The sequence below is a fragment of the Herbaspirillum sp. C7C8 genome, assembly GCF_022627875.1.
GTDB lineage: Bacteria > Pseudomonadota > Gammaproteobacteria > Burkholderiales > Burkholderiaceae_D > Herbaspirillum.
The window spans coordinates 43,499-57,267 of record NZ_JABXGG010000016.1 but is presented as its reverse complement, the minus strand read 5'-3'; the positions used below and the strand labels follow the sequence as shown (position 1 = coordinate 57,267).

Genomic DNA, 13,769 nt, shown 5'->3' with positions numbered 1-13,769 from the left:
GAAGGCGCGCTGGCCGCGTTGCACGTCAGGGCTGGTGGCGCCACCACCAGCCCTGACGCGCGCCTTGCCACCACGCCTTCTGGGGGCAACGCATCTCGCAGATTAAATGTGAACAGGCCCTAATCCCAACCTGGCAGGTGGCAAGTGACAGGGTGGGACAAAACGTCCAATCGCCAACACACTTTATTGGCGTTACATTACCACGCTCTGATACATACGACTGGAATTTTCCTTCATGGTTTCTCAAATCCTCCGTCGCGGATTGCTCCTGCTTCCTGCGCTTCTGTTGGCTGGGTGCAACACCGTCGTGATGAATCCTTCCGGCGACATCGCTAACCAGCAAGCACGCCTGATCGTCATCTCGACTGCGTTGATGCTGCTCATCATCGTTCCGGTGATCATCCTGACGCTGCTGTTTGCATGGCGTTATCGCAAGAGCAACACTTCCGCTCCCTACGAGCCGGACTGGGATCACTCGACCCGCCTGGAGCTGGTCATCTGGGGCGCGCCCCTGCTGATCATCATCGCCCTGGGCCTGCTGACCTGGATCACCACCCACACCCTGGACCCGTACCGTCCGCTCTCGCGCATCGACGCCGAGCGTCCGTTGTCGCCCCAGGTCAAGCCGCTGGTGGTGGAAGTCGTGGCGCTGGACTGGAAGTGGCTGTTCATCTATCCGGAGCAGGGCATCGCCACCGTCAACGAGCTGGCCGCACCGGTGGATACCCCGATCCAGTTCAAGATCACTGCCTCCAACGTGATGAACTCCTTCTACATCCCGGCACTGGCAGGTCAGATCTACGCCATGCCGAGCATGGAAACCAAACTGCACGCCGTGATCAACAAGGCCGGCGAATACGACGGCTTCTCGGCCAACTACAGCGGTGCCGGCTTCTCGCACATGCGCTTCAAGTTCCACGGCCTGGATCAGGCCGGCTTCGACGCCTGGGTCCAGAAAGCCAAGGCGTCGGCCGGCAAGCTGGACCGTGCCGAGTACATGAAACTGGAACAGCCGAGCGAACGTGAACCTGCCCGCCTCATCGGCAGTGTCGAGCCCGACCTGTTCCACGCCATCGTGAACCGCTGCGTGGCTGCCAACACGGTCTGCATGGACAAGATGATGGCCACCGACCTGAACGTGAAACCGGGCCAGCAAAAGGCCGAATGATTTCCTTGCCTGGTAGCCGTATCAGCGCAGCAGAATACCGCTGCGCCCCCATTTCCTTTTTCCCCGGGAAGTAAAGATGTCTGACAATTTTGACCTGATAAAGCTGATCTTCGGCCGTCTCAGTCTGGAAGCGATTCCATACCATGAGCCGATCCTGATTGGTACCTTCGCCATGGTGGCGCTGGGCGGCATAGTGGTACTGGGCCTGCTCACCAAATATCGCCTGTGGGGCATGCTGTGGCGCGACTGGTTCACCAGTATCGATCACAAGCGCATCGGCATCATGTACATCGTGCTGGCCATCGTCATGCTGCTGCGTGGCTTTGCCGACGCGCTGATGATGCGTGCGCAGCAGGCCATCGCGTTCGGCGACAATGCCGGCTTCCTGCCTCCGCACCACTATGACCAGGTGTTCACCGCCCACGGCGTGATCATGATCTTCTTCGTGGCCATGCCCCTGGTGACCGGTCTGATGAACTACGTCGTGCCCCTGCAGATCGGTGCGCGTGACGTGGCCTTCCCCTTCCTGAACAACTTCAGCTTCTGGATGACCACCTTCGGCGCAATGCTGGTGATGGCCTCGCTGTTCGTGGGCGAGTTCGCCCGCACCGGCTGGCTGGCCTACCCGCCGCTGTCGGGCATCCTCTACAGCCCCGACGTGGGGGTGGACTACTACATCTGGGCCTTGCAGGTGGCCGGGGTAGGGACACTGCTATCCGGCATCAACCTGGTGGTGACCATCGTCAAGATGCGCGCCCCGGGCATGAACATGATGAAGATGCCGGTCTTCACCTGGACTTCGCTGTGCACCAACGTCCTGATCGTGGCGGCCTTCCCGGTGCTGACCGCCGTGCTGGCGATGCTGTCCCTGGACCGCGTCTTCGGCACCAACTTCTTCACCAACGACATGGGCGGCAACGCCATGATGTACGTGAACCTGATCTGGATCTGGGGCCACCCTGAGGTCTACATCCTGATCCTGCCGGCCTTCGGCGTGTTCTCGGAAATCGTCTCGACCTTCAGCGGCAAGCGCCTGTTCGGCTACACCTCGATGGTGTACGCGACGGTGGTGATCACCATCCTGTCCTACCTGGTGTGGCTGCACCACTTCTTCACCATGGGTTCGGGCGCCAGCGTGAACTCGTTCTTCGGCATCACCACGATGATCATCTCGATCCCGACCGGTGCCAAGATCTTCAACTGGCTCTTCACGATGTACCGTGGCCGTATCCGCTTCGAAGTGCCGATGCTGTGGACCATTGGTTTCATGGTCACCTTCGTCATCGGCGGCATGACCGGCGTGCTGCTGGCCGTTCCCCCGGCTGACTTCGTGCTGCACAACTCGCTGTTCCTGATCGCCCACTTCCACAACGTCATCATTGGCGGCGTGGTGTTCGGCATGTTTGCCGGCATCAACTTCTGGTTCCCGAAGGCCTTCGGCTTCAAGCTCAATGAGTTCTGGGGCAAGTGCTCGTTCTGGTTCTGGCTGGTCGGCTTCTACCTTGCCTTCATGCCGCTGTACGTGCTGGGCCTGATGGGTGTGACCCGCCGCATGAGCCACTTCGACGATCCGTCGCTGCAGATCTGGTTCGTGGTCGCTGCACTGGGCGCCGGCCTGATCGCCCTGGGCATCGGTTCCTTCATCATCCAGATCGCCGTCTCCATCCGCGACCGCAAGAAGCTGGCTGATGTGACCGGCGACCCGTGGAATGGCCGTACCCTGGAATGGTCGACCTCGTCGCCGCCGCCGGCCTACAACTTCGCCTTCACCCCGGTCGTGCATGACAACGACGCCTGGGCTGACATGAAGAAGAACCAGTATCAGCGTCCGCTGGGTGACTTCGTGGAAATCCACATGCCCAAGAACACCGGTGCCGGCTTCATCATCGCTGCACTGTCGGCCGTACTCGGTTTCACCCTGATCTGGCACATGTGGCTGCCGGCCGTGGCGATCTTCGTTGCACTGATCGCTGCCACCATCATCCACACCTTTAATTACAACCGCGACTACTACATCCCGGCCGACGAAGTCGTCCGTGTCGAAGCAGAGCGCACTCGTCTGTTGAATAGCCATGTCTGAAGCAATCAACCACACGGCCGACGCGACGCCAAGCTCGCGCTACTTCGTCCGCCATCATCATCCGGAGAACGGCACCCTGCTGGGCTTCTGGATCTACCTGATGAGCGATTGCCTGATCTTCGCCTGCCTGTTTGCGTGCTACGCCGTGCTCGGCCGCAACTATGCAGGCGGTCCGACCGGCGCCGAGCTGTTCGACCTGCCGCTGGTGGCGCTCAACACTGCGCTGCTGCTGCTGTCGTCGATCACCTACGGTTTCGCCATGCTGGCCATGCAGGCCAAGAAGCAGCAGAACACCATCATCTGGCTGGTCATCACGGGTCTGTTGGGTGCGGGCTTCATCTACTTCGAACTGTATGAGTTCCTGCACCTGATCCACGAAGGCGCCGGCCCGTCCCGCAGCGGCTTCCTGACCTCGTTCTTCGCGCTGGTCGGTACCCACGGTCTGCACGTCACCTTCGGCATCATCTGGCTGATCGTGCTGCTGTTCCAGATCAACAAGCATGGCCTGACCGAAGCCAACGGTCGCCGCCTGATGTGCCTGTCGATGTTCTGGCACTTCCTGGACGTGGTCTGGATCGGCGTCTTCACCTTTGTCTATCTGATGGGAGTCCTGCCATGAGCCGCGGCCACCAAGAACACCCGGCCCGTCCGATGGGCCAGCATGACGACCATGGCCACGGCCACGGTCATGGCGACCACGCCGCCCACGGCACGATGAAGGATTACGTCACCGGCTTCGTGCTGGCCGTGATCCTGACCGCGATCCCGTTCTGGATGGTGATGAACAAGACCATTTCCAGCTCGTCGACCCTGGGCATCGTGCTGCTGGCCTTCGCGGCCGTGCAGATCGTGGTGCACATCAAGTACTTCCTGCACATGAACGGCAAGTCCGAAGGTGGCTGGAACATGCTGGCGATGATCTTCACCGTCGTCATCGTGGTCATCGCGCTGTCCGGTTCGCTGTGGGTCATGTATCACCTGAACCACAACATGATGCCGACCATGTCGCCTGAAAACATGCCCACCGAAACGGTGCCGCAATCGATGCAAGGTATGCCGGGCATGCAGGATATGCAGCACGGCGCAGCCCAATCGAAATGAGCCCGACGCCAACCGATGGCGTGACGCAAGGCAAAGAAAGCGGGGCGGTGCAAGCCGCCCCGGTATCCCGCACAAAGGCCAGCTTGCTGCTGCTGACGCTTTTGGCGGGATTTTTCTTTCTGGTCTTCGCTGCGCTGGGAACCTGGCAGGTCTATCGCCTGCAATGGAAGCTGGACCTGATCGCCAAGGTCGATGCCCGCGTCCACGCCGCACCGGCGCCGCCGCCTGGTCCGCAGGAGTGGCCGAGCGTGAACGCCGAACGCGACGAGTACAAACGCGTGGTTCTCGCGGGCCGCTATCTGTACAGCAAGACAGTTGCCGTGCAGGCCAGTACCGACCTGGGCAGCGGCGCCTGGCTGCTCACCCCCTTGCAGATGGCCGATGGCAGCGTGGTGCTGATCAATCGCGGTTTCGTAGCGGTCTCGCCGCTCAAGCTGGCGGAAATGCAGCTGACCGATGCGCCTGCAGGACAAATGAACGAAGTGACCGGGCTCTTGCGCATGAGCGAGCAGGGCGGCGGCTTCCTGCGCAGCAATGACGCCGCGCAGAACCGCTGGTATTCACGCGATGTGAAGGCAATTGCGCAAGCGCGTGGCCTGCCGCTGGCGCAGGTGGCCCCTTACTTCGTCGATGCCGACAAGGCTTCCGCGCAAGCCAATGCCGCCGTGGCGCCGGATGCACAGAAACCGGTCGGCGGACTGACGGTGATTGCCTTCCACAACAGCCACCTGGTCTACGCCCTGACCTGGTATGCCCTGGCTCTCATGTCGCTGGCTGCAGGCTACTGGGTGATCCGCGACGAGCGCCGCTGGCGCCAGCGCATTCTGGATGCGCAAACCGGGCACTGAGTCATGACCGCCTCCGACACCGTCGCCAAGCGCAAGACGCTGCGCGAGCGCTGGCAGCGTCTGCGCCAGGGCGAGCAGAATCCGGCCGGCCACCAGAACATGCTGCTGCTGATCCAGCTGCGCTGGCTGGCGGTGCTGGGGCAGGTGTCCACCATCGCCTTCGTGGTGCTGGTATTCGACCTGCACCTGCCGCTGCCGCACATGCTGGAGGTGCTGTCCTGCCTGATCGCCTTCAATATCGCCAGCCACCTGCGCTGGCACGAGCGGCGCATCGCCACCAATGCTGAACTGTTTCTGGCCTTGCTGGTGGATGTGGCCGTACTGACCTTCCAGCTCTATCTCAGTGGCGGCATCACCAATCCCTTCGCCTTCCTGTATCTGATGCAGATCATCCTCTCGGCGGTGCTGCTCAAGCCCTGGTCGAGCTGGGCCATCGTCGGCGTGACCATGCTCTGCCTGGCCGGGCTGGCGCTGTTTTCCGAACCACTGGCGCTGCCGCCGGACCATAACGCCGGCCTCCTGAGCCTGTACGTCGAAGGAACGCTGATCTGCTTCCTGCTCAATGCCGGATTGATGGTCTTCTTCATCACCCGCATCAGCAGCAACCTGCGCGCCGGTGACGCCTTGCTGGCCGACCTGCGCCAGCGCGCCGCCGAGGAAGACCACATCGTGCGCATGGGCCTGCTGGCCTCGGGCGCTGCGCATGAGCTCGGTACGCCCCTGGCGACCGTCTCGGTGATCCTGGGCGACTGGAAACGCATGCCCGAGATCAGCCAGCGCGCCGACATGCTTGACGACATCGCCGAGATGGAAGCGCAGCTGCAGCGCTGCAAGTCCATCGTCAGCGGCGTGCTGTTGTCTGCCGGTGAGGCGCGGGGCGAATCCTCCATCAAGACCACGATCAATACTTTCCTCGACAGCGTGGCCGAGGACTGGCGCAAGACCCGTCCCGTCGAGATCTTCGAATACCGCAACCAGATCGGGCAGGATGTGCCGGTGGCCTTCGACTCGGCCATCAAGCAGATGCTGGGCAATGTGCTGGACAACGCCTTCGAGGTCTCGCCGCAATGGCTGGCCCTGGAAGTGCGGCGCGAAGGCGATCTGCTGCTCATGGAAGTGAGCGATCGCGGTCCCGGTTTCCCCGACTGGATGATCAATCAGATCGGCAAGCCCTACCAGTCCACCAAAGGCAAGCCTGGACGCGGCCTGGGCCTGTTCTTCGTGGTCAACGTTGCGCGCAAGCTGGGCGGTCGCGTTTGGGCCAGCAACCGTTCAGCCGGCGGCGCGCGCGTGACGCTGGAGCTGCCCCTGTCGGCCATCAGCCTCGAACCGCTGGAGCAGGCTGGTCCCGCCAGCGAAGCGCCGGACTATCCCACCGGCGCTTGAGCTGCCGCAAGCCGCCTCTGAAGCGGCTTTGACCGTGATCATTTCCTTTTTCTTCAGGGGCCGGCCATGTCCGGTGCCGTCTCGCCTTACAATACCGGCTTTGGCAAAGTAGAAAAATAGGGAATGACCATGTCGGCTGATCGCCTGCTGCTGATCATCGAGGACGACGCCGCCTTCGCACGCACCTTGGGACGCTCCTTCGAACGTCGCGGCTACACCGTCCTGCTGGCCGCCAGCCAGGAGGAAGCGGCCCTCCACCTGAAAGAACACAAGCCCGGCTATGCCGTGGTCGACCTCAAGCTGGGCGGCAATGCTTCGGGCCTGGCCTGCGTGCAGATGCTGCACACCCACGATGAAAACATGCTCATCGTGGTCCTGACCGGCTTCGCCAGCATCACCACGGCGGTGGAAGCCATCAAGCTGGGCGCCTGCCAATACCTGGCCAAGCCCTCCAATACCGACGACATCGAAGCCGCCTTCGGCCACGTGGCCGGTGCTTCCGAGCTCGAACTGCCGGCGCGCGCCACCTCCATCAAGACCCTGGAGTGGGAACGCATCCACGAGGTACTGGTGGAAACCGATTTCAACATCTCCGAAACCGCACGGCGCCTCGGTATGCACCGTCGTACCCTGGCGCGCAAGCTGGAAAAACAGCGTGTGAAGTAATCTGCACATGCCGTCGGCAGCGGTTATCATTACGCCCGCCCCGCGCGGTGAAGCGGGCCGGGCACTTTCATCAGAGGGAAATGACGTGAACCATTTCAACTTCCAGCGCGGCCTGCTGTGGGCCTGCACCGCAGCCATCGTGAATCTTTCTGCCGGCACTGCTCGGGCCGAGGACACCATCAAGATCGGCGAGATCAACAGCTACAAGGCCCAACCAGCCTTCCTGGAGCCGTACCGCCGGGGCTGGGAGATGGCCCTCGATGAAGTCAATGCCGCCGGCGGCGTGCTGGGCAAGAAGCTGGAAGTGATTGCCCGCGACGACAACGGCAACCCCGGTGACTCGGTACGCGTGGCCGAAGAGCTGATGGCGCGCGAGCGCGTGGCGCTGCTGTTCGGCGGTTTTCTCTCCAATACCGGCCTGGCCCTGACCGATTACGCCAGGCAGCACAAGGTGTTCTTCCTCGCCGCCGAACCACTGACCGACAAGATCGTCTGGCAGAACGGCAACAAGTACACCTACCGCCTGCGTCCCTCGACGTACATGCTGGTGGCCTCGGTGGTCAAGGAGGCGGCCAAGCTGAAGAAGAAGCGCTGGGCCATCGTCTATCCCAACTATGAGTACGGGCAGTCCGCCGTGGCCAGCTTCAAGACCCTGATGAAGCAGGCCCAGCCGGATGTGGAATTCGTAGCCGAACAGGCCACGCCGCTGGGCAAGATCGATGCCGGCGCGGTCACCCAGGCACTGGCCGATGCCAAGCCGGATGCCATCTTCAATGCGCTGTTCGCGGCTGATCTGGGCAAGTTCGTCCGGGAAGGCAACACGCGCGGCCTGTTCGAGAAGGTGGACGTGGTGTCGCTGCTGACCGGCGAGCCGGAATACCTCGATCCGCTCAAGGGCGAAGCGCCGCAGAACTGGATCGTCACCGGCTATCCCTGGTACGCCATCAACACACCCGAACACAAGAAGTTCGTCGAGGCCTACCGCAAGAAATACAACGACTACCCCCGCAACGGGTCGCTGGTCGGCTACAGCGCCCTGATGTCCATCGCCGCCGGCATCAGGAAGGCCGGCAGTACCGATGCCGACAAGCTCTCCGCAGCCTTCTCGGGCCTCAAGGTGGACACACCGGTCGCCTCCATCGTCTATCGTCCGCAGGACCACCAGTCCACCCTGGGCGCCTTCGTCGGCCGCACCGGCATCAAGGACGGCAAGGGCATCATGACCAGCTTCAGCTATGTCGACGGCGCCAGCCTGCAGTTGCCGGATGCCGAGGTCAAGAAGCTGCGTCCGGCCGACTGATCCGCGCAGCAATCGTGTCCGCCTTCGTATCCGGCCCACGCTGAGGCCATGCGCTCATGACGCTTGCCAGTCTCACCGTCCAGCTGCTCAACGGCCTGGCCGATGCCTGCGCGATGTTTCTGGTGGCGGCGGGGCTGTCGCTGATCTTCGGCGTGACGCGCATCGTCAATTTTGCCCACGGCTCCTTCTACATGCTGGGGCTGTATGTGGCCTACAGCCTGGTGGACCGGCTGGGCAGCAGTGCGCCTGGTTTCTGGGGGGCGCTGCTGCTGGCTGCGCTGGTGGTGGCTGCGCTTGGGGCGCTGGTGGAAGTGCTGATCCTGCGCCGCATCTATCGCGCGCCGGAACTGTTCCAGTTGCTGGCCACCTTCGCCCTGGTACTCATCATCAAGGATGCGGCGCTCTGGCTATGGGGTCCGGAAGACCTCTTCGGCCCGCGCGCACCGGGCCTCTCGGGGGCCGTGCATCTGCTGGGACGCAGGCTGCCGCAATATGACCTGCTGCTCATCGTCATCGGCCCGCTGGTGTTCGCCCTCTTGTGGCTGCTGCTCAATCGTACGCGCTGGGGCACGCTCATCCGTGCTGCCACGCAGGACCGCGAGATGCTGGGCGCGCTGGGGGTGAACCAGGCCTGGTTGTTTACCGCCGTGTTCGCCTTGGGCTGCTTCCTGGCGGGGCTGGGTGGCGCGCTGCAAGGGCCGCGCATGCCGGCCAACCTGGCGCTGGATCTGGACACCATCGGCAACGCCTTCGTGGTGGTGGTGGTCGGCGGCATGGGCTCGCTTGGAGGCGCGTTCGCCGCCGCCTTGCTGATCGCCGAAGTCAAGGCGCTCTGCATTGCGCTGGGCAATGTCTCCTTGTTCGGACTGGAAGTCTCGCTCTCGCGACTCACGCTGGTGGTGGAATTCCTGGTCATGGCGGCGATCCTAGTGATACGCCCGTGGGGCCTGTTCGGCAAGCCGCTGGCGCTGCTGCGCAATGGCGCCGGGCATGACGCGCCGCTGCGCGCATCAGGCCGCCAGGCGCGCCTGGCGGGATGGGCCGCGCTACTGCTCTTGCTGGCACTGCCGTTGCTGGCTGCGCGCTTCCCCTATCTGCCGGTGCTGATGGTGGAAATCCTCATCGCCGTCCTCTTCGCGGCCAGTCTGCATTTCCTGATGGGGCCGGGTGGCATGGTGTCCTTCGGCCATGCCGCCTATTTCGGACTGGGCGCCTACGCTGCCGCACTGGTCACGCTCAAGCTGCAATGGCCGATGCCGCTGGCCATGCTCACGGGGGCGCTCACGGCAATGGCCGGGGCGCTGCTGTTCGGCTGGTTCTGCGTGCGCCTGTCGGGTGTCTATCTGGCCATGCTCACGCTGGCCTTCGCGCAGATCGTCTGGGCGGCCATCTTCCAGTGGGACGACCTGACCGGCGGCAGCAACGGGCTGGTCGGCATACGGCCCAGTGCAGCGCTGGCCTCGCCGCTGGCCTACTACTATCTGGCCCTGGGGTGTGCGGCGCTGGGTGTCTACCTGTTACGGCGCGCGATCCACGCGCCATTCGGCCTGGCCCTGCGTGCCGCACGCGATGCTGCCGTGCGCGCCGAATCACTGGGCATGGACGTGCGCAGCCTGCAGTGGGGTGGCTTTGCCGTCGCCGGGCTGTTCTGCGGGCTGGCCGGGGTATTGTTCGCTTTTTCCAAGGGCAGCATCTCGCCCGAAGTGTCCAGTGTCGGACGCTCGGTCGATGGTCTGGTGATGGTCTTGCTGGGCGGCGTACAGAGCCTGCTTGGCCCGGTGCTGGGGGCGGCCCTGTTCACCTGGCTGCAGGATCTGGTGGCGCGCGAGACCGATTACTGGCGTGCCTTGCTGGGGGGCGTGATTCTGTTGCTGGTGTTGCTGTTCCCGGACGGTATCGCCGGGGCCTGGCAGCGCCTGCGCCGGCCGGTCAGGGAGGAGGGCACATGAGCCTGCTGCAAATCGACGGCCTGCGCAAATCCTTTGGCGGCGTTGCCGCGCTCGATGACCTGTCCTTCACGCTGCCGGCCGGCCAGATGCTGGCACTGATCGGCCCGAACGGCGCCGGCAAGTCGACCTGCTTCAATGTCATCAACGGCCAGTTGCGGCCCGATGCCGGGCGCGTACTGCTCGATGGTGCCGATATCGCCGGTCTGGATCCGCGCCGCATCTGGGCGCGCGGCGTGGGGCGTACCTTCCAGGTGTCGGCGGCTTTCGCTTCGCTCACGGTACTGGAGAACGTCCAGGCGGCCTTGCTCTCGCATCACCGTCGGCTGTGGCAGTTATGGCGTCCGGCGGCCGCCTGCCTGCGCCAGGAAGCCATGCAGCTGCTGGAGCAGGTCGGCATGGCCGACCAGGCCGGGCGGGCCTGTGCTGTGCTGGCCTATGGCGACATCAAGCGGCTTGAGCTGGCCATGGCCCTGTCCAATGCGCCGCGCCTGCTGTTGATGGATGAGCCGACCGCCGGCATGGCCCCGCTCGAGCGTCAGGAACTGATGGCGCTGACGCGCCGCCTGGTCAGCGAGCGCGGCTTGTCGGTGCTCTTTACCGAGCACAGCATGGATGTGGTCTTCGCCTTCGCCGACCGCATCATCGTATTGGCGCGTGGTCAGCTGATCGCCCAGGGCGAGCCCGAAGCAGTCCGCCAGGATGCCCGCGTGCGCGACGTCTATTTCGGTTCCGGCGCCAGTTTCGGGAGTGCGGCATGAGTGCGCCTCTGTTGAGAGTGGAGGGCCTGCATGCGTTCTACGGACAGGCGCACATCCTCTTCGATCTTTCCCTGGAGGTGGGGCGGGGCGAGGTGCTGGCGCTCACCGGTCCCAATGGCGCGGGCAAATCCACCACGCTGAAGGCGTTGATGGGACTGCTGCAAGGCACGCAGGGCCGGGTCATGCTGGACGGACATGACATCACGCGTCTGGCCCCCTATCAGCGCGCACGCCTGGGGCTGGGTTTCGTACCCGAGGACAGGCGCATCTTCACCGAACTGAGCGTCCTGCAGAACCTGGAGACCGGCCGCCAGCCCCCGCGCCAGGGCGTGCCGAGCTGGACCGTGCAGGCGCTGCTGGCACTGTTTCCCAACCTGGCCGCCATGCCGCATCGCCCCGGTGGGCGCATGAGCGGCGGCGAGCAACAGATGCTGACCATCGCGCGCACGCTGATGGGCAATCCCCAACTGCTGTTGCTGGACGAACCGTCCGAAGGGGTGGCCCCGGTCATCGTCGAGCAGATGGCCAGGATGATCCTCGACCTGAAGCAGCGCGGCCTCTCCATCCTGTTGTGCGAACAGAATACGCACTTCGCAAACATGGTCAGCGACCGCAGCTGCGTGCTGGATCAAGGCCGCTTGTTGGTGTAGGAAAACGCCCGATGGCGGCAAGCTCATCCGCGCCAAAGTGGCCTGTGGCAAGGCCCGTAGGGGAGGGGCTGCAAGATGTAACAACGCATGCCCATCCTTGTTGCAAATCGCGGGGAACCGTTGAGGTGGCCCGTGTCCAAACTCCTGAACGCTGCTCGTTTCCTGTTTCCTCACTGCAATCGAGCCCAGCCCAACGGAGAAAAATACAATGCCCAACATCGCCAGGCACCCCACGGTGCATTGGCCTGCCGACGACTTCAATGATGCTGGAATACGCAACGACCACGCCAAGGTCGCGGTAGGCGATGACGCCAACGATATCTTCTTTGCCGCCGTCGAAATGACGCGCATGCCGATGATCGTGTCCGACCCCAACAAGCCGGACAACCCCATCATCTTCGTCAACAATGCCTTCATGAACATGACCGGCTACAGCCGTGCCGAAGTGGTGGGCAAGAACTGCCGCTTCCTGCAAGGGCCGGAGACCGACCGTTCGGTGGTGGCTCAGGTCCGCCAGGCGGTGGCCGAGCGACGCGAGATGGCCACCGAACTATTGAACTACCGCAAGAACGGCTCGACTTTCTGGAATGCCCTGTTCATTTCACCGGTCTATGATCAGCGCGGCGAGCTGAAGTATTTCTTCAGCTCCCAACTGGACATCAGCCGCCGCCGCGATGCCGAACAGGCGCTGGGCCAGGCGCGCAAGATGGAGGCGCTGGGCCAGCTGACCGGCGGCATTGCGCACGACTTCAACAACCTGCTGCAGGTCATCAGCGGTTACCTGGACATCATCAACCTGGCCCTGCGCAGCGATACGCCTGACCTGAGCCGGGTCTCGCGCAGCGCCGACAGCATCCGCAAGGCCTCCGGCAAGGCCGCCATGCTGACCCAGCAACTGCTGGCCTTCGCCCGCAAGCAGAGGTTGGAGGGCCGCACCATCAACCTCAATTCGCTCACGGAAGGTTTTACCGACCTGGTGCAGCGAACCCTGGGCGGCGACATCGTGGTACGGACCCAGCTGACCCCGGGTCTCTGGAATTGCCGCCTCGACCCCACCCAGATGGAAGTGGCCCTGCTCAACGTGCTCATCAATGCTCGCGATGCGATGTCCGGCAAGGGAACGGTACGCATCCATACAAGCAATGAAGACCTCACTTCCGAAGATCGTGCGATCCAGCTCGGCGTCAAACCCGGTCTCTATGTCTGTATCGCGGTCACCGACAACGGTCCCGGCATCCCGGCCGACATCCTGCCGCGGGTGATGGACCCCTTCTTCACCACCAAGGAGGAAGGCAAGGGCACTGGCCTGGGCCTGTCGATGGTGTATGGATTCGTCAAGCAATCCGGCGGCTCGGTGCGGATTTCATCGAGCGTGCAGAGCGGCACGACGGTATCGATCTACTTCCCGGCCACGCAGGACCAGGTTGGCGGGGCATTTGAGTATGACAATCGTACGCACACCCAGGGAGGGCACGAGCACGTCCTGGTGGTGGACGACAGAATCGAAGTCGCCGAACTGGCTCAAGCCATGCTGGAAAGCCTTGGCTACCGAGTGACGATGGTCAATTCCCCTACGGAAGCGCTGCAGGTGTTGCGCGCCGAGCCCAAGGTGGATCTGCTGTTCACCGATCTCATCATGCCGGGCAGCATGAATGGCGTGGTGCTGGCGCGCGAAGCCCGGCGCATGGTACCTTCCATCAAAATATTATTAACTACCGGTTACGCCAGTGAATCGATAGAGCGGCATGGGGCCGACGGCGAGTTTCCCGTCATCGACAAGCCATACCGCCATGATGAGCTGGCCCGCAAGATCCGCATAGTCTTGGACGGCGCCACTGGCGTGAGCTGAAAAAAGAATAACAA

At 63.1% G+C, this 13,769-nt stretch carries 12 protein-coding genes; all 12 read left to right on the top strand.

What is annotated here, in order from left to right; genetic code table 11:
* Nucleotides 1-235: 235 nt before the first annotated feature.
* A complete protein-coding gene (cyoA, locus tag HWE01_RS17820; RefSeq protein WP_034350360.1) occupies nucleotides 236-1,168 on the top strand; it encodes a ubiquinol oxidase subunit II in 933 nt (310 codons plus the stop codon).
* Between the two features lie 76 nt (nucleotides 1,169-1,244).
* Complete coding sequence (cyoB, locus tag HWE01_RS17815) at nucleotides 1,245-3,248, top strand: cytochrome o ubiquinol oxidase subunit I (protein ID WP_008329103.1); 2,004 nt, start codon at nucleotides 1,245-1,247, stop codon at nucleotides 3,246-3,248.
* A complete protein-coding gene (gene cyoC, locus HWE01_RS17810) occupies nucleotides 3,241-3,867 on the top strand; it encodes a cytochrome o ubiquinol oxidase subunit III (protein ID WP_008329102.1) in 627 nt (208 codons plus the stop codon). Before cyoB ends, cyoC begins: the two co-directional genes overlap by 8 nt.
* Nucleotides 3,864-4,349: a cytochrome o ubiquinol oxidase subunit IV gene (gene cyoD / locus HWE01_RS17805; RefSeq protein ID WP_034350358.1), complete on the top strand. Its 486-nt coding sequence runs from the start codon at nucleotides 3,864-3,866 to the stop codon at nucleotides 4,347-4,349. Before cyoC ends, cyoD begins: the two co-directional genes overlap by 4 nt.
* Nucleotides 4,346-5,197 (top strand): SURF1 family protein, encoded by an 852-nt coding sequence (locus HWE01_RS17800; protein WP_008329100.1) that lies wholly within the window; start codon nucleotides 4,346-4,348, stop codon nucleotides 5,195-5,197. The genes cyoD and HWE01_RS17800 overlap by 4 nt, the downstream gene beginning before the upstream one ends.
* A gap of 3 nt (nucleotides 5,198-5,200) precedes the next feature.
* Nucleotides 5,201-6,583 (top strand): ATP-binding protein, encoded by a 1,383-nt coding sequence (locus tag HWE01_RS17795; protein WP_008329099.1) that lies wholly within the window; start codon nucleotides 5,201-5,203, stop codon nucleotides 6,581-6,583.
* A gap of 129 nt (nucleotides 6,584-6,712) precedes the next feature.
* Nucleotides 6,713-7,249 carry a response regulator transcription factor gene (locus HWE01_RS17790; RefSeq protein WP_008329097.1) on the top strand — a complete coding sequence of 179 codons (537 nt, stop codon included), beginning with the start codon at nucleotides 6,713-6,715 and terminating at the stop codon, nucleotides 7,247-7,249.
* Nucleotides 7,250-7,361: 112 nt separating this feature from the next.
* On the top strand, nucleotides 7,362-8,549 hold the full coding sequence (locus tag HWE01_RS17785; RefSeq protein ID WP_217509867.1) for an ABC transporter substrate-binding protein: 1,188 nt from the start codon (nucleotides 7,362-7,364) through the stop codon (nucleotides 8,547-8,549).
* A gap of 56 nt (nucleotides 8,550-8,605) precedes the next feature.
* On the top strand, nucleotides 8,606-10,498 hold the full coding sequence (locus HWE01_RS17780; RefSeq protein WP_008329095.1) for an ABC transporter permease: 1,893 nt from the start codon (nucleotides 8,606-8,608) through the stop codon (nucleotides 10,496-10,498).
* Nucleotides 10,495-11,256 (top strand): ABC transporter ATP-binding protein, encoded by a 762-nt coding sequence (locus tag HWE01_RS17775; protein WP_241822463.1) that lies wholly within the window; start codon nucleotides 10,495-10,497, stop codon nucleotides 11,254-11,256. Before HWE01_RS17780 ends, HWE01_RS17775 begins: the two co-directional genes overlap by 4 nt.
* Nucleotides 11,253-11,906, top strand: coding sequence for an ABC transporter ATP-binding protein (locus HWE01_RS17770; protein WP_008329092.1), 654 nt, complete (start codon nucleotides 11,253-11,255; stop codon nucleotides 11,904-11,906). The genes HWE01_RS17775 and HWE01_RS17770 overlap by 4 nt, the downstream gene beginning before the upstream one ends.
* Before the next feature lie 208 nt (nucleotides 11,907-12,114).
* Nucleotides 12,115-13,755: a histidine kinase famiy protein gene (locus tag HWE01_RS17765; protein ID WP_008329090.1), complete on the top strand. Its 1,641-nt coding sequence runs from the start codon at nucleotides 12,115-12,117 to the stop codon at nucleotides 13,753-13,755.
* The last annotated feature ends 14 nt before the right edge of the window (nucleotides 13,756-13,769 follow it).

Coding starts and splice junctions, on each gene's coding strand:
- HWE01_RS17770 (WP_008329092.1), top strand. CDS start 11,253: ATGAGTGCGCCTCTGTTGAGAGTGGAGGGCCTGCATGCGTTCTACGGA.
- cyoD (WP_034350358.1), top strand. CDS start 3,864: ATGAGCCGCGGCCACCAAGAACACCCGGCCCGTCCGATGGGCCAGCAT.
- cyoA (WP_034350360.1), top strand. CDS start 236: ATGGTTTCTCAAATCCTCCGTCGCGGATTGCTCCTGCTTCCTGCGCTT.
- cyoB (WP_008329103.1), top strand. CDS start 1,245: ATGTCTGACAATTTTGACCTGATAAAGCTGATCTTCGGCCGTCTCAGT.
- HWE01_RS17795 (WP_008329099.1), top strand. CDS start 5,201: ATGACCGCCTCCGACACCGTCGCCAAGCGCAAGACGCTGCGCGAGCGC.
- HWE01_RS17800 (WP_008329100.1), top strand. CDS start 4,346: ATGAGCCCGACGCCAACCGATGGCGTGACGCAAGGCAAAGAAAGCGGG.
- HWE01_RS17775 (WP_241822463.1), top strand. CDS start 10,495: ATGAGCCTGCTGCAAATCGACGGCCTGCGCAAATCCTTTGGCGGCGTT.
- cyoC (WP_008329102.1), top strand. CDS start 3,241: ATGTCTGAAGCAATCAACCACACGGCCGACGCGACGCCAAGCTCGCGC.
- HWE01_RS17790 (WP_008329097.1), top strand. CDS start 6,713: ATGTCGGCTGATCGCCTGCTGCTGATCATCGAGGACGACGCCGCCTTC.
- HWE01_RS17780 (WP_008329095.1), top strand. CDS start 8,606: ATGACGCTTGCCAGTCTCACCGTCCAGCTGCTCAACGGCCTGGCCGAT.
- HWE01_RS17765 (WP_008329090.1), top strand. CDS start 12,115: ATGCCCAACATCGCCAGGCACCCCACGGTGCATTGGCCTGCCGACGAC.